At 60.7% G+C, this 16786-nt stretch carries 13 protein-coding genes, 1 rRNA gene and 1 riboswitch; of the genes, 13 read left to right on the forward strand and 1 reads right to left on the reverse strand.

Features of this window, described 5'->3' with window-relative positions; genetic code table 11:
- The first annotated feature begins 205 nt into the window (after positions 1 to 205).
- The 9 genes from rrf (at position 206) to B0D78_RS08930 (ending at position 11430) form a co-directional block, all read left to right on the forward strand.
- A 5S ribosomal RNA gene (gene rrf, locus B0D78_RS08890) occupies positions 206 to 320 on the forward strand.
- A 281-nt stretch (positions 321 to 601) separates the two neighbouring features.
- Positions 602 to 1594, forward strand: coding sequence for an ornithine carbamoyltransferase (gene argF, locus B0D78_RS08895; RefSeq protein WP_078016622.1), 993 nt, complete (start codon positions 602 to 604; stop codon positions 1592 to 1594).
- Positions 1595 to 1678: 84 nt separating this feature from the next.
- Positions 1679 to 3058: an alanine/glycine:cation symporter family protein gene (locus B0D78_RS08900; RefSeq protein ID WP_205948290.1), complete on the forward strand. Its 1380-nt coding sequence runs from the start codon at positions 1679 to 1681 to the stop codon at positions 3056 to 3058.
- Positions 3059 to 3155: 97 nt separating this feature from the next.
- Complete coding sequence (locus tag B0D78_RS08905) at positions 3156 to 4313, forward strand: CD0519/CD1768 family membrane protein (RefSeq protein WP_078016623.1); 1158 nt, start codon at positions 3156 to 3158, stop codon at positions 4311 to 4313.
- A gap of 17 nt (positions 4314 to 4330) precedes the next feature.
- Complete coding sequence (locus tag B0D78_RS08910) at positions 4331 to 6820, forward strand: AAA family ATPase (protein WP_078016624.1); 2490 nt, start codon at positions 4331 to 4333, stop codon at positions 6818 to 6820.
- A 35-nt stretch (positions 6821 to 6855) separates the two neighbouring features.
- On the forward strand, positions 6856 to 7785 hold the full coding sequence (gene arcC, locus B0D78_RS08915; protein WP_078016625.1) for a carbamate kinase: 930 nt from the start codon (positions 6856 to 6858) through the stop codon (positions 7783 to 7785).
- A 50-nt stretch (positions 7786 to 7835) separates the two neighbouring features.
- Positions 7836 to 9167, forward strand: coding sequence for a helix-turn-helix transcriptional regulator (locus tag B0D78_RS08920; RefSeq protein WP_078016626.1), 1332 nt, complete (start codon positions 7836 to 7838; stop codon positions 9165 to 9167).
- On the forward strand, positions 9164 to 10330 hold the full coding sequence (locus B0D78_RS08925) for an ornithine cyclodeaminase family domain (protein ID WP_078016627.1): 1167 nt from the start codon (positions 9164 to 9166) through the stop codon (positions 10328 to 10330). Before B0D78_RS08920 ends, B0D78_RS08925 begins: the two co-directional genes overlap by 4 nt.
- Positions 10327 to 11430 carry an ornithine cyclodeaminase family domain gene (locus B0D78_RS08930; protein WP_078016628.1) on the forward strand — a complete coding sequence of 368 codons (1104 nt, stop codon included), beginning with the start codon at positions 10327 to 10329 and terminating at the stop codon, positions 11428 to 11430. Before B0D78_RS08925 ends, B0D78_RS08930 begins: the two co-directional genes overlap by 4 nt.
- 113 nt (positions 11431 to 11543) lie before the next feature.
- On the opposite strand, the gene B0D78_RS08935 is transcribed toward B0D78_RS08930, so the two are convergent.
- Positions 11544 to 12206, reverse strand: a complete 663-nt coding sequence (locus tag B0D78_RS08935; protein ID WP_168170076.1) for a L,D-transpeptidase family protein — start codon at positions 12204 to 12206, stop codon at positions 11544 to 11546.
- 141 nt (positions 12207 to 12347) lie between these two features.
- Positions 12348 to 12516: riboswitch (cobalamin riboswitch) on the forward strand.
- A gap of 151 nt (positions 12517 to 12667) precedes the next feature.
- Between B0D78_RS08935 and B0D78_RS08940 the strand changes: the two genes are divergently transcribed.
- The 4 genes from B0D78_RS08940 to B0D78_RS08955 all read left to right on the forward strand — a co-directional run bounded on the left by B0D78_RS08940 (position 12668) and on the right by B0D78_RS08955 (position 16715).
- The gene (locus tag B0D78_RS08940; RefSeq protein WP_078016630.1) at positions 12668 to 13675 is read left to right on the forward strand and encodes an ABC transporter substrate-binding protein; all 1008 of its coding nucleotides are present in this window, start codon (positions 12668 to 12670) and stop codon (positions 13673 to 13675) included.
- Between the two features lie 191 nt (positions 13676 to 13866).
- Positions 13867 to 14871, forward strand: coding sequence for an ABC transporter substrate-binding protein (locus B0D78_RS08945; RefSeq protein ID WP_078016631.1), 1005 nt, complete (start codon positions 13867 to 13869; stop codon positions 14869 to 14871).
- Positions 14872 to 15933 (forward strand): FecCD family ABC transporter permease, encoded by a 1062-nt coding sequence (locus B0D78_RS08950; RefSeq protein WP_078016632.1) that lies wholly within the window; start codon positions 14872 to 14874, stop codon positions 15931 to 15933.
- Positions 15930 to 16715, forward strand: coding sequence for an ABC transporter ATP-binding protein (locus B0D78_RS08955; RefSeq protein WP_078016633.1), 786 nt, complete (start codon positions 15930 to 15932; stop codon positions 16713 to 16715). Before B0D78_RS08950 ends, B0D78_RS08955 begins: the two co-directional genes overlap by 4 nt.
- The last annotated feature ends 71 nt before the right edge of the window (positions 16716 to 16786 follow it).

The raw sequence follows: 16786 nt of genomic DNA on the forward strand, positions 1-16786 counted from the left end.
GGTACTGCGATTCGCTTCGCGGGAGAGTAGGTCGTCGCCCGTGTCTCTGTTTTTTTCTTTGTTCCTGCGCTTGCGGAACTGGCCGACGCGCAAAGAACGAAAACGAAAGTCCGAAAATAAACGAATACGTTCGCCTGAAAAAATTTAGCTTTCGCACCGTTGCGGCTAGGCCATGACGGCGGCGGGAGTCTGATGGAACAGAGGAGCTGGTGAGAATTGCGGAGGAGGTCCATCCGGTCCCATGCCGAACCCGGAAGTTAAGTCCTCCAGCGCCGATGGTACTGCGATTCGCTTCGCGGGAGAGCAGGTCGTCGCAAGTTTCCCTTTGAACCCTTTCGTGTTACGCTTTAAAAATATCATGTCATTGGACGAGAATTGCAAACAATTTTTAAGGCGGCAGCGCTCAAAGGCTGTTGCCGTCAGGATTGCACTTTAAGGGAGCTCGGATGTCCGGGCTCCCTGTTTTCTATTCTGCAAAAAAAGTCAAATAAATGAAAGAGAAATGTCTCACAAGTGTTTCGTATTTTTTGTAGAATAAATAAGTCAATTAGTTTTAAGCGTAAATCGTAACACACATTCTCATACTTTCAGGAGGCGCCACATGGCTAAGAATTTGCGGGGAAAGAATTTTTTGAAGCTGCTGGATTTTTCGTCCCAGGACATCCGTTATCTGCTTGAGCTCTCGAAGAACTTCAAGTCGATGAAGCGCGCGGGCGTGCCGCACCGTTACCTCGAGGGCAAGAACATCGTGCTGCTCTTCGAGAAGACCTCGACGAGAACGCGCTGCTCGTTCGAAGTCGCCGGCGCCGATCTGGGCATGGGCGTCACCTATCTCGATCCCGCCGGTTCGCAGATGGGGCACAAGGAGAGCATCAAGGACACGGCGCGCGTGCTGGGACGCATGTTCGACGGCATCGAATACCGCGGTTTCTCGCAGAAGACGGTCGAGGAGCTGGGGGCTTACGCCGGCGTGCCGGTGTGGAACGGCCTGACCGACGAATGGCATCCTACGCAGATGCTGGCCGACCTTCTGACGATCGAAGAACACTTCGGCCACCTCAAGGGGCTGAAATTCGTCTACATGGGCGACGCCCGCAACAATGTGGCCAACTCGCTGATGATCGCCTGCGCCAAGATGGGCGTCAACTACGTCGCCTGCGCTCCCAGGGAGCTTTTCCCCGATCCCAAGCTGGTCGAGACGGCCAAGGAAATTGCCAAAGAGAATTACTGCACTGTGACGCTGACGAGCGACGTCGACGAGGGCACGAAGAACGCCGACGTTCTCTACACGGACATCTGGGTTTCCATGGGCGAGCCCGCGGAGATCTGGGAGCAGCGCATCAAGCAGCTGAGCCCCTATCAGATCAACGCCAAGGCGATGAAGAACGCGAACGAACAGGCGATTTTCCTGCACTGCCTGCCCTCTTTCCACGACACCGAGACCAAGGTCGGCAAGGAGATCGCCGACAAGTTCGGCATCACCGAGATGGAGGTCACCAACGAGGTTTTCGAGTCGAAGCAGTCCTACGTTTTCGATCAGGCCGAGAACCGCATGCACACCATCAAGGCGGTCATGTACGCGACGCTCTGCTAAGCTGAAAAACGGCGACCGGCGCGTGTCCGCCGCCCGAAGCGGCGGCACGCGCTGCCATGTATAAACACAGAGGGAGGAATCGTTATGGATTCACCGTTCATGCAATCCGTTATCGACAATATCGTTGCGCTGACCGACTTTTTCTGGGGCTGGCCGATCCTGATCCTGCTCATGGGCGGCGGGCTTCTGATCATGTTCCAGCTGCGTTTCGTGCAGTTCAGGTACTTCACCACGATCATGAAGGAAACGTTCGGCAAGATGTTCAACTCGCACGTCGGCGGCGAAGGCACGGTCTCGCCGTTCCAGGCGGCTTCGACGGCTCTGGCCTCGTCGATCGGCGCGGCGAACATCGTCGTCGCTCCGGTGATCATCTTCATGGCCGGCCCCGGCGCCGTGTTCTGGATGTGGGTGGCGGGCATCATCGGCTGCAGCACGAAATTCGCCGAGGTGGCGCTGAGCATCAAGTATCGTGAAACCAACGTCGACGGCGAGTATGTCGGCGGCGCTTCCTACACGTTCAGGAACGGCATCGGCGGCGTGCTGGGCAAGATCATGGGCTGGACGGTCGCGTTCTTCTTCATGCTCGAAATCCTGCCTTCGATCACGCTGCAGACGCTTTCCGCAGCCGGCCCGATCGAGCAGCTCGGCGTCAACCCGAAGGTCTCCGTCGTTATCATTTTCATCCTTGTTTCGCTCGTCGTCTTCGGCGGCGTCAAGCGGATCGGCCAGGTCACCGAGAGAATGGTTCCGTTCATGGCCGGCCTTTACATTATCTTCGGATTCGTGATCATCGTCATGAACGGCGCGAAGGTTCCTGGCGCGCTGCTGTCCATCTTCCAAGGCGCGTTCAATCCTCAGTCCGTCGCCGGCGGCATCGTCGGCGCCACGCTGGCCAAGGCCATGCAGAAAGGGATCGCCCGAGGCTGCTACTCGAACGAGGCCGGCATGGGCTCCGCCGGATACGGCCACGCGGCCGCCGTCACGGATCACCCCGCCCGTCAGGGCATGTGGGGCATCTTCGAGGTCGTGGCCGACACTCTGATCGTCTGCTCGATCTCCGCGCTGGTCGTCCTCGTCTCCGACGTCTGGAAGAATCCCGCCAATCAGAACATCGCCATCTATCAGGCGTTCACGGGTGCTTTCGGCGCGTTCGGCTCAGTGTTGATCTCCGTCTGCCTTTTCCTGTTCGTGCTTTCGACGATCATCGTCATTGTTTTCTACGCTGAAAAGCAGGCCGAGTTCTGCTTCGGCACCGCGATCGGCAAGATCATCCGCGTCGTGGCCAGCCTGATGATCCTGCTGGGGGCGTTCATCTCCTTCGAGCACGCCGGCGTGTTCCTCGACTTCACGCTCGGGCTGGTGGTCTTTGTCAACATGCTGGGCATGGTGATGATGAGCGGCAAGGTCAGGGCGATCGTCGACGATTTCTTCGGCAATCCCAAGTATTTTCCCGGCAAAAAGTAAGCGTCGTCCGGGAATATAGATAAGCATCCAATCGGCGGGCAGTGCGGTTTATCGCGTGGCGTTAAACCGCACTCCCTGCTCTCTTACAGGAGGAACCATGAAGGCGAACGGGGAAACGGTCAAACTCAAGAAGGAGATCGGAAAAGAGGCTTTCGTTTTTCTCTTTTTCTTTCTTGCCTTTTTCGTGGGTATCGGCAGCGTCATGGGCTGTACCAACATGTTCAAAACAATGATGCTGACAGGGTATCAGCTGCTGACGTCCGTCTGCTTCTATCTGATGGCGGTGTCGGTGCTGGCCGGCGGCGCGGCCGGGCTTTTGTCGGAGTTCGGCGTGATCTCTCTGATCAACCGGGCGCTGCGCCCCGTTATTTATCCGCTGTACGGCCTTCCCGGCTCAAGCGCCCTGGGCATTATGAACTGCTATCTGTCGGACAACCCGGCGATCCTGGCCTTCGCCCAGGACGACAACTTCAAGCGCTATTTCAGGAAGTATCAGATGGCGGCGCTGACCAATCTGGGCACGGCGTTTGGCATGGGGTTGATCATCACGACAACGATGATGAGTCTGTCGGTCGAGGGAGCCATGAAGGCGGCCCTGATCGGCAATATAGGCGCGATAATCGGTTCCGTCGTTTCGGTGCGTCTGATGCTGCGCAAAACCAGGGCCTATTACGGTATCGAAACGATGATGCCGGTCTCCGGCGGCGAGACGATCCCCGCGGACATGCGCGTCGTGCGGGAAGGTTCGGCCGGCTCGCGCTTCATCCAGTCAATGCTGCACGGCGGCAAGAGCGGCGTCGATATGGGCATTTCCATCATTCCCGGCGTGCTGCTGATCTGCACGATCGTGCTGATGCTGACGAACGGCCCGGGAGCGGACGGCGTCTACACCGGAGCGGCCGACGAAGGGGTGGCGCTGCTGCCGCTGATCGGTTCAAAGCTCCGTTTCCTGCTCGATCCGCTGTTCGGCTTCCAGTCGCCGCAGGCCATTGCCGTGCCGATCACGGCGTTGGGCAGCAGCGGCGCGGCGATCGGCATGGTGGGCGATCTTGTCAAAAAGGGCGCGGCCACGGGCAACGATCTGGCGGTCTTCACGGCGATCTGCATGTGCTGGAGCGGCTATTTCTCCACGCATATCGCCATGATGGACGCGCTTGACATGAAGGAAATGACCGGGAACGCGATCCTTTCGCACACGATCGGCGGCCTCTGCGCCGGCATCGCGGCGCATCTGATCTGGATGCTGATCGGCTAGCGGCGGCAGAGGAGCCCATGGACTCTTCGAAATTTTCGCAAGAGGTCCTGCGCGTCTTCGCGGAGGCGAAAAACATCGCTATCCGCTGCGATCATGCGGAGATAACGGACCTGCACCTCTCTCTGGCCATCCTGCGCCAAAAAGAAAGCGAGATCAAGTATCGGCTCCTGGAAGCGGGCGTCGATCTTCTGTCGTACGAACGGAAGCTGACGGAGGCGCTGCAGAATCGCCGCGCCGCGCCCGGCGTTAGCAAGCTGTATTACAGCCGCCAGTATCACAAGATCGTCCTGGTCAGCGGCGAGATCGCGCGCGCGTCGTTTGACGCCTATGTGCGCACGCCGCATCTGTATCTGGCCATTCTGCGCGACCGCGAGGCACCGTCGACGGTCATCGCCGCCGAGTTCGGCGTCACCGTCGAGTCCGTGCAGTCGATGCTGACGGCCCGTCTGACCGCCTCCGACGAACTGGGTATCAGCCCCGAGCAGATGGAGCTTCTGAACTGCTTCGGCCGCAACTTCTCGAAGGAAGCCCGCGAAGGTCTGATGGATCCGGTGCTGGGACGCGACGAGGAGATCAACGAATGTTTCCGCGTCCTCTCGCGCCGTCTCAAGAACAATCCCGTTTTGATCGGCGAAGCGGGAGTCGGCAAGACGGCCATCGCCGAGGGAATCGCCCAGCGTATCGCCAAACAGGACGCGCCGGCGCTGCTGCGCGGGCGCATCGTCTTTTCGCTGGACATGGCGTCGCTGGTGGCGGGGACTAAGTACCGCGGCGACTTCGAGGAACGCCTCAAGGAGATCCTAGAGATCGTCAAGGCCTCCAAGGGGCGCATCATTCTTTTCGTCGACGAGCTGCACACCATCATCGGCGCGGGAAACAGCTCCGGCTCAATGGACACGTCCAACATCCTCAAGCCCTTTCTGGCCCGCGGCGAGATCCTCATGATCGGCGCCACGACGGTCGAGGAATACCGGCGCTACATCGAGCCGGACCGGGCGCTGGAACGGCGCTTCCAGAAGATCCTCATCGAGGAACCTTCCGAAGAGGCGGCGCTGTCCATGCTGCGCGGCGTCGTCTCGAAATACGAAACGCATCACCGCGTCCGTATCGCCGACGGCGCGCTCATTGCCGCGATTCAGCTTTCGAAGCGTTACATCACCGACCGTTCCCTGCCGGACAAGGCCATCGACCTGATCGACGAGGCCGGCGCGATGGTGCGCATGAGCATGGACTCCATGCCGCAGGAGCTAGACGAGTGGAACCGCCGCATCATCCAGTGGGAGATGGAACACATCCTGCTGCTGGACGAGGCGGATCCCGCGGCGCAGCGGCGGCGGCAGACGCTGGAAAAACAGCTCGAGGGCGAACGCGTCCGCTACGGGGAACGTTTTGCCGCCTGGCAGAAGGAAGTGGAGCGTCTCGACGAGCTGTCGCGCCTCAAGGAGCTTCGCGACGAAGTGCGCCGCAGCCTGGAAGACGCCCAGGAAGCTCACCGCGTCGACGACGTGAAACGCTTCGTCGCGGAACGGCAGGCTTTCGACGCCAAGATCGCGGAGATCGAACGGATCGGACCGCACTACCCCGTTTCGCGGGAAGTGACGGAAGAGGAGATCAAGCGCATCGTCGCTGTCCGCGCCGGCATCCCGCTGTCGAGCATCGGCCGCAGCGAAAGCGAAAAGCTGGAGCAGGCCGGAAAGAGCCTGCTTGCCGAGTTCGTCGGCCATCGCGACGCGGTTTCCGCCGTTCGGCAGAGCATCCTGCGGGCACGCAGCGGCCTTATGAAGCGCCGCCGTCCGGTGGGCAGCTTCCTGCTGGTCGGTCCCTCCGGCACCGGCAAGAGCTATCTGGCGGAACTGTTCGCGAAGCATTATTACGAAGACGAACGTTCGCCATTGTCCTTCAACATGCGCGAGTTCACCGACAAAGCTTCTGTCAATAAACTGATCGGCGCGCCGCCCGGCTATGTCGGACACGACGCGGCCGGCGCTCTGACGGAAGCGGTGCGCCTGCGCCCTCACAGCGTGATCGTCTTCGAATCGGTTGATCATGCCGGCGCGGAAGTGCTGAGTTTGGTCGCGCGCCTCGCCGCCGACGGCGAGATCGCCGACAACAGGGGGCGGACCGTCAACTTCCGTAACGCCCTGCTCTTTTTCACCGTCACCGGCACGGACCGCGATCCGCCGGTGCGCGAACTGCTGCGGGACGGACTCGACGGCGTCTATTACTTCGAGGACTTTTCGCTGCGGGAGCGCCGGGAACTGCTGACACTCCGCCTGCGGGAACTGCAAAGAGAGCTTGAGGAAGAGCAGATCGAACTGTCGTGGGACGAAGCGACGCTCGACGCCGTCACGGCCGGTTTCGACCGCGCCGAGAGCGGCGCTCATCCTGTTGCCGGGTATATGGAGCGGACCGTCCTCGCCGATCTGGCTGCGAAAAAACTACTCGGCCGGTTGCGTCCCGGCGCGCGCGTCGTCATAAGGACCGGCGGCGCGGATGTCGTTTCCTGAAAAAGGGTTTCCATTTAAGAGGATAGGAGATTATAATGAAAAAAGTAGTCATTGCGCTGGGCGGCAACGCCCTTGGAAACACGCCTGAGGAGCAGAAGGAACGCGTCAAGCACTCCGCGCGTTCCATCGTCGATTTCGTTCAGTCCGGCGTTCAGGTGCTGGTGTGTCACGGCAACGGCCCGCAGGTCGGCATGATCAAGAAGTCGATGGATATCGCCGCCAAATCGGGCGAGAAGCTGCCCTACGTGCCGTTCCCGGAGTGCGGATCCATGAGCGAAGGCTACATCGGCTTCCACCTGCAGAATGCCATTGGCAACGAGTTCCGCGCCAGGAAGATGAACGACAGCGTCGCCACTCTCGTGACGCAGGTCCAGGTCGACGCTTGCGACCCGTCTTTCCAGCGCCCGACCAAGCCGATCGGCACCTTCATGAGCAAGGAAGACGCCGACAAACTGGCAGCTGCGGGCGTGGCCGTGGCCGAAGACGCCGGCCGCGGCTACCGTCAGGTCGTCGCCTCTCCGGCGCCTGTCCGCATCGTCGAGGAAGAGGTCGTCCGCAAGCTGCTCGACCAGGGCGTGACCGTCATCGCGGGCGGCGGCGGAGGAGTGCCCGTCGTGGAGAAAGACGGCGTGCTGAAGGGCGTCGACGCGGTGATCGACAAGGACTTCACGTCGGTGAAGCTGGCCGAGACGATCGACGCCGACGTGGTGGTGATCCTCACCGCCGTAGAAAAAGTGGCGATCCGCTTTGGCACGCCGGATCAGCTGTGGCTCGATAAGCTGACGGTGGCCGAAGCCAAGAAGTACATCGAGGACAAGGAGTTCGCCGAAGGTTCCATGCTGCCGAAGATCAGAGCGGCCATCAAGTTCGCCGAGTCGAAACCGGGCCGCAAGGCGCTGATCACGTCGCTGGAGAAGGCGAAGGAAGGTCTGGAAGGCTCGACCGGCACCTGGATCCAGGCGTAGCGCCGCGGGCCTTCGGGACGCCGGAGGCGCCGGCAAAAGGGGGAGGACAGATGACTTCCCGGAAAAATCCCGGACAGAGGAAGCGCGTGGAAATTCAGGAATTTTACCGCACGGCGTCCCGCGAGGGCGTCGCGACTTATTTCGAAGTGCAGTCGGACAGCGCGCCGACCAAGCCGCTGCTGCACAAAAACAGCCGTTTCCTCTACGTCCTTTCGGGAAAAGGCACGATCAGGATCTACGACAAAGACTATGCGATGGAGCCGGGCGCGGTCATCGCCCTACTGCCATGGGAAATTTCCGAAATCGTCGAAGTGAAGGAACCGCTGTGCTATTACCTGCTGATCTATCCGTTCGAGTTTCTGAATTTCATCGTCAAAAACCAGTTCAACATCGAAAACGAGAAATTCGACATGGTCACGCTTCTGTATCGCTACGGCGGCGTGCGCGTCCCGGAGCAGGAGCGTCCGCGCGTCAGGGCCCTCTTCGACGAGATCCGCCGCGAGATCGAACCGGTTTCCATCGCAACGTCCGCCGTCCGCCAGTCGTGGTCCGAGCTGTACCTGACGGCGAAGCTGGTGGAACTGGTCGTCCTCTACCTGCGCTTGGCGCAGGACCAGGAAGAACGTTCCGACGGACAGGCCCGTCTTGAAAAAGAGGAAGAAAGCTGTTCCCCCCACATTTTTCAGTACATGTACCTGAATCTGCACCGCAAGCTGACGCTTCAGGACCTGAGCCGGATCTATTTTGTCAGCGAAGCGTCGCTTTCCCGCTACATCTTCAAGGTGACCGGGCTCGGTTTTTACGAGCTGCTTCAGGAAATGAAGCTGTCGAAGGTCACGTTTCTGCTGCTGCACACGAATATTTCCCTGGCGGAGATCGCCGACATCCTCGATTACTCCGACATATCGCATCTGTCCCGCGTCTTTTCCGACCAGCAAGGGATCGGAGCGCAGCAGTTCCGCCGCTGCTACCGGAACAATCCCGGCGTCTCCATGGTTTTGCCCGCGCCGAAAGCCGGCAAGATCATCGAATACATATATCGGAATTTTGCGAGCGATCTTACCGTTTTGGACGTGGCGGAACAGTTCAATGCCTCTCCCAGGATGGTCAACGAATCCCTGGTCTACATCGTCGAGATGAACTTTACGAATTTCCTGAATTACCTGCGCATCCACGAGGCGGCGAACCTGCTGCTTCGCACCGATCAGTCGGTGACGGATATCGCGTTTCAGGTCGGCTACAATTCACTGCGGAGTTTCAACCGTAACTTCCTGAAATGGCTGAAAGTTACGGCCAGCGAGTTTCGAGAGCGAGTGACGGAACAGAAAGACACGGTGGACATCGGCCACCTGTTTCGTTCGTCCAGAGAGGAGCAATCATGAAGTTTGAAATGCCTGTCTTTGCGTGCCCCGACTTCGCCGACGCGAAGTATCGGGAAGCGGGCGAAGTGAAATGCGCGAAAGTCGAGAAGAAAGGCGTGGCGCCGCGCGGTTTTTATCTGACCACCCATCTGCCAACCTTTTATCGCTGCAACGGAACGTGGCAGCTGCCGGAGCACAATTCGCTGAACTGCGTGGCCGTGCTCAAAGAGGGGAAAATCGCCGTCACGGAGATCCGCGACCTCGAAGTGGGGGACGAGGTCGTTCTGGGGCGCGCGACCGACGGCTCCGAGGGCGTCCTCGTGTACAAGGAAGGCTTCCCCGAAAGCGTTTACGCCACGCCCGGCCGCGCCGTGGAGACCGCCTACACGACCGATTACGAACAGCTGTTCGCGCAGCTCGAATACGAGCGCGACAACGGAGGCTACATCGTTTGGGTGCTGGGGCCGAGCGTCGTCTTCGACTACGACACGCGCGTCGCCCTCAACCACCTGGCCGAGAACGGCTACATCAGCTGCATGATGGGCGGCAACGCCATGGCTACGCACGACCTCGAGGGCGGTTTCCTCGGCACCGCGCTGGGACAGAACATCTACACGCAGGAAAACCAGCCGATGGGGCACTACAACCACCTCGACCTGCTCAACGAAGTGCGCACGGCCGGCTCCACGAAAAAATTCATCAACGAAGGCCACGTCAAAGACGGCATCATCAAGACGCTCGTCTCGATGAACGTGCCCTTGGTCCTCGCCGGCTCGATCCGCGACGACGGCCCGCTGCCCGAAGTGATCGGCGACACCGACAAGGCGCTGACGGAGATGAAAAAGCACCTCGACAAGGCCACGCTGATCATCGGCATCGCCACGATGCTGCACAGCCTTTCCGTCGCCAACATGGCGTCGAGCTATCACGTGCGAAAAGACGGCGCCATCACGCCGGTCTACATGTACACCATCGACATCACCGAGAACGTCACCAACAAGGTAGTCGCGGCCCGCGAGCGCATCGCCGTCGTGCCGATGAACACCAACGTCCAGGACTTCGTCGTCAACTGCGAACGCGCGCTGATCGGCGCCGTCGCCCGGGAGCAGGTGGAGGCGATGGAAGTCCCCGCCGAGGAATTCGTCGTCGTCAAAAACGCGCAGCGTGAGGAGGCGGGCAAATGAATTTCGAAATGCCGAAATATCGCCACCCCGATTTTGAGCAGGAGTTCCTGAAAAACGCGCCCAACTGCCGTCTCGAAACCGTCGAGCGCGACGGGATCAGCCCCCGTCGTTACCACGCCCTGTCGGTCTACCCCGAGTATTTCAAGATCAACGACAAATGGGTACTGGCGACGCAGAGCCGCATGGACACCGTCTGCGTGGCCCGCGACACGCCCGGCCGGGAGCGCGTCGAGATCGTCGAGTTCCGTAACCTGAAAAAAGGCGACAAAGTCGTGATCGGCCGTACCGAAGACGCCAGCGAAGGCATCTACGTGTGGACGCAGGGCTTCCTCGCCGAAACCGCGACCTCCGACACCTTCGCTTTCCGCGAAGGCCGTTCGCGCGAGACCGCCTACTCGCTCGACTACGACACGCTCTACGAAGTGCTGCGGCACGAGCGCGAACACCGCGGCTACGTGACGCTCGTCATCGGTACGGCGCTGGCCCTCGACCAGAACTCGCGTCTTGGCCTGGAGCGCCTGATCCGCAACGGCTACGTGCAGGCCGTCTTCTGCGGTTCCGAAACCGCCGCTTTCGATCTCGAGCGCGGCGTCTTCGACACGTCGTGGGGACAGAAAATCTTCGAACACGAGCAGAACAGCACCTACAACCTCTACGACACCATCAACCTCGCCAACTCCTACGGTTCGCTGGAAGCGCTCGTCGCCTCCGGCAAGGTCAAAGACGGCTTCGTCAAGGCCTGCGTCGAATGCGGCACAGCTCTGGTCATGGCCGGCACCATCCGCGACCGCCTGGCCCTGCCCGGCGCCTGCAACAACGTCTACGCCGCTCAGAACGCCATGCGCGTCCACGCCCGCAAGACCTCGACCATGATCATGATGTCAGCGATCCTTTACACCATCGCCACCGGCAACATGACCCCCTCGTACAACGAGTTCGACGGCGTCGTCCGTCCCGTCTACATGTATACCGTCGACGTGCAGGAATTCGCCGTCAACAAGCTGTCCGACCGCGGCACCGTCACGGCCGTCAGCATGGTCACCAACACGCAGGATTTCGTGCGCAACCTCGACCGCGCGCTGAACAGGCCTCAGGATTGATCCGCGGCGATAAAAACTGCCCCGCCTTTCTCGCTTGCCGAGAAAGGCGGGGCAGTTTTTATCGCCGCGGCGAATGATGAAAGAAATGGCTTTTGTATTCGGTATGGCTCCGTCTAAAAACGGGCGAGACGCTCCGCTTTCGGGACGATGACGATCCAGGCGCCGTCGTGGCACTGGCGCAGCAGCTCGATCATGTCCCGGCGTTCGAGCGAGAGGCAGCCGGCGGTGGTCCAGTGGCGGCGGGATTTGACGTGGACGAAGATGGCCGACCCTCGTCCCGGCACGGTGGGGTCGGAGTTGTAGCCGACGGCCATGGCGTAATCGTACTGATAGTAGTCGGCCAGGTGTTCGCCGTGGATTTTTTTCGCGCTCTCCACCCAGGTGTTGTAGATTTTCGGCTGGTTTACGTCGTCGGCCCAGTAGGAGGAGGGCGTCACTGGGCGCCATTTCATGGCCGTGCCGGGGTTGGGCTTGTTGCCGAAGGCGTGCAGGATCGGGAAGGCGCCGACGGGCGTCTTTTTGTCGCCCTCGCGCTTGTTTTCCGTCAGCCCCAGCTTGCCGTAGCCGCACGGCGCTTCCAGCGTCTTTTGCCAGGCGCCGGCATCGCTTTTCTTCCACAGGGTCAGGGTGCGGTCGACGACGAGGATGATCTCGCCGGTTTTCTGCGCCGTCCGCGTGGCCGCGAGCAGCTCGCGCAGATCGGCGCCCATGGCGGGCGCAGCCAACGCCGCGGCGGCGAAAAGCGCCGGGAAAATTTTTGCAAGAATACGTTTCATAACGAGCGACCTCCCCTTCGGAATGATCCCATTTGGTGAGCCAAGCATAGCACAAAAACGCCGCGCTGTCTGCGCGGGTCCCGCTTCAGTCCCGTCCTGCCTCAGGATTTGACAGGGGGCCTGGAGGCGCTTAAAATATGTGAAAATGGAACGTCGCCGGGCGTCGGAAGCAGGTGAAAATCCTGCGCGGCCCCGCCACTGTAACCCCTGACGAAGCGGTATCACGCTCACTGAAGGCTTTCGGCCTTTGGGAAGGGCGCCGCGGAGGACGATGGGGAGTCAGGATACGCGCCGGGCGACGCGAAGGAAGGCTTTTGCGCGGGCGAAATCTTTTCAGGGCAGCAGATATCACTGTCTCTAAAGGCACGGCCGCGGACCGTGTCTTTTTTTATGCCCGCGTTTTCTATAGAGGCGAGCCGGCGGGGGCCGGGTCACGTTTTTTTGCGCAGGAGGTTCACAGCATGAAAAAGATTCTTCGCAGCTTTTTTGCGGCAGCCGGTTTACTGGCCATAACCGCGGCGTCCTTCGCGGCGGAGACCGTTTATCCCGTAACCGTCGAGAACGGCGACCGCAAGATCGTCTTCGAAAAAGCGCCCGAGCGCGTCGTCACCAACGGCGACAGCAACATCATTGAACTGATGTTCGCCCTCGGCCTCGAAAGCCGCATGGCGGGCTACGCGGGATTCCCCGAGTACGGCGGTCAAGTCTCGCCGGAATACCGGGAGAAGCTCAAGGCGATCCCCGTTGCCGCGCCCGGCTACATCACGCTGGAAGCGCTGCTTGGCACCGATCCCGACTTTTTCCTGTCGGGTTACAACTACGGACTTGACATCCCCGGCAGCACGGCCGGCGGTGCCATCACGCCCGAAGAGCTGGAAAAGCACGGCGTCAAGAGCTACGCCATCACCGAGTCGCTGATCCACGTGATGAAAAAGCCCATCGTCAGCCTCGAGGACACCTACGCCGACCTGACCAAGCTGGGCGTGATCTTCGACGCGCAGGACAAGGCGCGGCAGGTGATCGACGGCATGAAAGCGCGCGCCGCGGCGGTGGAAGCCAAGCTGTCGCAGCTCGACTTGGCCAAGCCCTTGAACGTGTTCATCCATCCCACCTGGAGCGCCCCCGATCAGCCTCCCCGTTCCAACGGCGCTCAGGCCATGCCCAGCGCTCTGGTGACGATGGCGAAGGCGCGCAACATCTTTGCCGACGTCGACGGCAGCTGGATCAAGGTGACGTGGGAAGAGGTCGTCGCGCGCAATCCCGACGTGATCCTGCTGCTGGAAGCCGGTACGACGAACGGCGAGGAACGTAAAAAGCTGCTGCTCGAGAATCCCGCGCTGCAGGGCGTGAACGCCGTGAAGGATGGGCGCGTTTACATCATTCGCATCGAAGACGCCTATCCCGGCCCCCGCGCCATCCGCGGCCTGGAACTGATTTCCAAAGCCTTTTATCCCGAACTGTTCAAGTAGCTGAAAGAAGCTTTTCAGGAGGCCTGCCGTTGCGTCCGTAAGGCGTGCGCGCAGAAGGACGGACGGCGCTCCGTCGTGCGTTGAAAAAATGCAGGCCCTGTTCTCGTGGAACGATCCGCGGAGCAGGGCTTTTTTCGCAGCCTTTCGGGGCCGCGTCGCTTTGTCATCTTATTTGAATCGGAGGTCCTATGATGAGGAAATCGCTTCACGTCATTTTTGCGGCGCTGCTGAGCGCCGTTTTTTTCGCCGCAGCCGCAGGCGCGGCAGAAACGGTTTATCCCGTAACCGTCGAGAACGGCGACCGCAAGATCGTCTTTGAAAAAGCGCCCGAGCGCGTCGTCACCAACGGCGACAGCAATATCATCGAGCTGATGTTCGCGCTTGGTCTTGAAGACCGGCTCGTAGGTTATGCGGGATTCCCCGGCTCGAAACACCAGGTTTCCCCCGAATACCGCGAGAAGCTGGCGAAGATCCCCGTGGCCCAGGAAGGTTACATTGCGCTGGAAACTTTGCTCGGCGCCAATCCCGACTTTTTCCTGTCGGGCTACAACTACGGCCTCGATATCCCCGGCAGCACGGCCGGCAACGCCGTCACGCCCGAAGAGCTGGAAAAGCATGGCGTCAAGAGCTACGCCATCACGGAATCGCTGATCCGCGTGATGGACAAGCCGCCTGTGACGCTGGAAGATACCTATAACGACCTTCGCACCCTGGGCGTGATTTTCAACGTGCAGGATAAGGCCGAGGCGGTGATCGCCGGCATGAAAGCGAGAGTCGCGACCGTAGGGGAAAAACTTGACGGCGTGAGAGAAAGTCCGCGCGTGTTCATCTTCCGCAGCTTCGGAACGCCCAACGAAGACGTGCCTCGCTCCTGCGGCGGACAGGCCATGCCCAGCGCTCTGCTCCGCTTGGCGCATGCCGCCAACGTCTTCGACGACGTGGAAAGCAGCTGGATCAAGGTGACGTGGGAAGAAGTCGTCGCCCGCGATCCCGACGTGATCCTGATCCTCGAATACCGCGCCACGCCGGAAAACGAAAGCAAGGCCATGCTGCTCGACCATCCCGCGCTGCAGGGCGTCAAAGCCGTCCGCGACAAAAAACTGATCTACATGTCGGTGGACGAAGTCTATCCGGGTCCGCGAGCCGTTCGCGGACTGGAACTGATCGCTCGCGGGCTGTATCCCGCGATATTTTAAGTGAACCGGTTCTTTGTCAAACGAGATCTGGCGCCGCTGCTGATCCTCTTGACGATCCTGCTGTTTTTCAGCGTAACTCTGGGAGTATCGATGGGGACGGCGCCGCTGCCGTTCCGGCATGTGTGGGGCATCATCCTCCATCAGATGTTTCCGGACTGGCAATGGTTCGGGGCGGAATGGCCGCGCAACGAAGTCGGTATCGTCTGGATGATCCGTTTCCCGCGCGTGCTGCTCGGCGCTGTCGTCGGCGCGGGCCTTGCCACCGCGGGGGCGGTGATCCAGTCGCTGGTCCGCAATTCGCTGGCCGATCCCTATCTGCTGGGGATTTCTTCGGGCGCATGTGCGGGGGCGGTGTTTGCCATGCTCTTCATGACGCGGGTTTTCGGCATCGCTCTGACCGGCATGTCCGGAGTCTCCGCGCTGGCCTTTGCCGGTGCGGCGTTGGCTTTCGTGCTGGTTTTCGCCATAGCGCGTCAGGGCAGCGGCCTGACGCCGGTGCGGATGGTCCTGTCGGGACTTGCCGTGTCGTACGTGTTTATGGCCGTGACCAATTTCATGGTCTATCTGGAACAGCGCAACGGCGCCGAATCGGCGATGTTCTGGATGCTCGGCGGGCTCGGCGGCGCAAGATGGGATCGTCTGCCGTTGCCTTTTTTCGTGCTGATCGGTTCTCTTGCCCTGTTCATCGCCCAGTCGCGCCCGCTCAACGCCTTGCTGCTGGGCGACGAGAACGCGGCGGCGCTCGGCGTGGACGTGACGAAATTCCGCCGTCTTCTGTTCACCGCCACTTCGGTGCTGACCGGGGTGATCGTAGCGGTCAGCGGTTCGATCGGTTTCGTCGGACTGATCGTTCCGCACGCCGTGCGGCTGCTGGTCGGTTCCGACCATCGCCGCCTCCTGCCGGTGGGGGCGCTCGCGGGAGCGAGCTTTCTGATCTGGACGGATGTGTTCGCGCGCACCGCTCTGGCTCCGCGGGAGCTTCCTCTGGGCATCGTCACGGGCTTTATCGGCGCGCCGTTTTTCATCTGGCTGCTCAAAAGCAGCGGGAGAACCCCGCGATGAAGCTGACAATCGAATCGCTGCGCTGGGGAGTCGGAACCGCGGATATCGTGAGCGGCGCCGACTTGAAAGTGGAACGCGGCGAGTTCGTCGGCGTGATCGGCCCCAACGGCAGCGGCAAATCCAGTTTGCTGCGCTGCGCATACCGCGTCAATAGGCCGCGCTTCGGTTCGATCCTGCTGGACGACGAAGAGGTTTGGGGTCTGCGCGCCCGGGAATTCGCGCGCCGCGCCGCGGCAGTGCCGCAGGAGATGCCGGGACAGTTCGACTTCACCGTGCGCGAGATCGCCGCGATGGGGCGTTATCCGCACAAAAAGGCGTTGCAGCGCGACGACGCGCATGATTTCGAGTTGGTGGAGCGCGCGTTGGAATACGTGGGAATGCGGGAACGGGGCGGACGCAGTTTTGCCTCGCTGTCCGGCGGCGAAAAACAGCGCGCTCTGATTGCCCGTGCCATTGCGCAGGAGACGGACTTTCTGATCCTCGACGAGCCCACCAACCACCTCGACATCTATTATCAGCTCGAGATCATGGACCTGCTGCGCAGTCTCGGCGTCACCTCGCTGGTCGTCATGCACGACCTGAACCTGGCGGCACAGTACTGCGACCGCATTTACGTGATGAAGGACGGTCAGGTCTTCGCCAGCGGTGCTCCGGCCGAGGTGCTCACGCCCGAACTGATCCGCGCCGTTTACCGTGTGGAGGCCAGCGTTGCTCCCAACCCCGAGACGGGACGGCCGCAGATCGTTTTTCTGCACCGCCTGAGCTCCGGCGGCGCTTTCTAAACAGAAAATCCTGTTGCGCAAAAAGCCTGTGATAACGCCGCGTCCGACGATGACTGGATCGTCGGACGTTT

The organism is Pyramidobacter sp. C12-8 (assembly GCF_002007215.1).
Taxonomy (GTDB): domain Bacteria; phylum Synergistota; class Synergistia; order Synergistales; family Dethiosulfovibrionaceae; genus Pyramidobacter.

Coding starts and splice junctions, on each gene's coding strand:
- argF (WP_078016622.1), top strand. CDS start 602: ATGGCTAAGAATTTGCGGGGAAAGAATTTTTTGAAGCTGCTGGATTTT.
- B0D78_RS08900 (WP_205948290.1), top strand. CDS start 1,679: ATGGATTCACCGTTCATGCAATCCGTTATCGACAATATCGTTGCGCTG.
- B0D78_RS08905 (WP_078016623.1), top strand. CDS start 3,156: ATGAAGGCGAACGGGGAAACGGTCAAACTCAAGAAGGAGATCGGAAAA.
- B0D78_RS08910 (WP_078016624.1), top strand. CDS start 4,331: ATGGACTCTTCGAAATTTTCGCAAGAGGTCCTGCGCGTCTTCGCGGAG.
- arcC (WP_078016625.1), top strand. CDS start 6,856: ATGAAAAAAGTAGTCATTGCGCTGGGCGGCAACGCCCTTGGAAACACG.
- B0D78_RS08920 (WP_078016626.1), top strand. CDS start 7,836: ATGACTTCCCGGAAAAATCCCGGACAGAGGAAGCGCGTGGAAATTCAG.
- B0D78_RS08925 (WP_078016627.1), top strand. CDS start 9,164: ATGAAGTTTGAAATGCCTGTCTTTGCGTGCCCCGACTTCGCCGACGCG.
- B0D78_RS08930 (WP_078016628.1), top strand. CDS start 10,327: ATGAATTTCGAAATGCCGAAATATCGCCACCCCGATTTTGAGCAGGAG.
- B0D78_RS08935 (WP_168170076.1), bottom strand. CDS start 12,206: ATGAAACGTATTCTTGCAAAAATTTTCCCGGCGCTTTTCGCCGCCGCG.
- B0D78_RS08940 (WP_078016630.1), top strand. CDS start 12,668: ATGAAAAAGATTCTTCGCAGCTTTTTTGCGGCAGCCGGTTTACTGGCC.
- B0D78_RS08945 (WP_078016631.1), top strand. CDS start 13,867: ATGAGGAAATCGCTTCACGTCATTTTTGCGGCGCTGCTGAGCGCCGTT.
- B0D78_RS08955 (WP_078016633.1), top strand. CDS start 15,930: ATGAAGCTGACAATCGAATCGCTGCGCTGGGGAGTCGGAACCGCGGAT.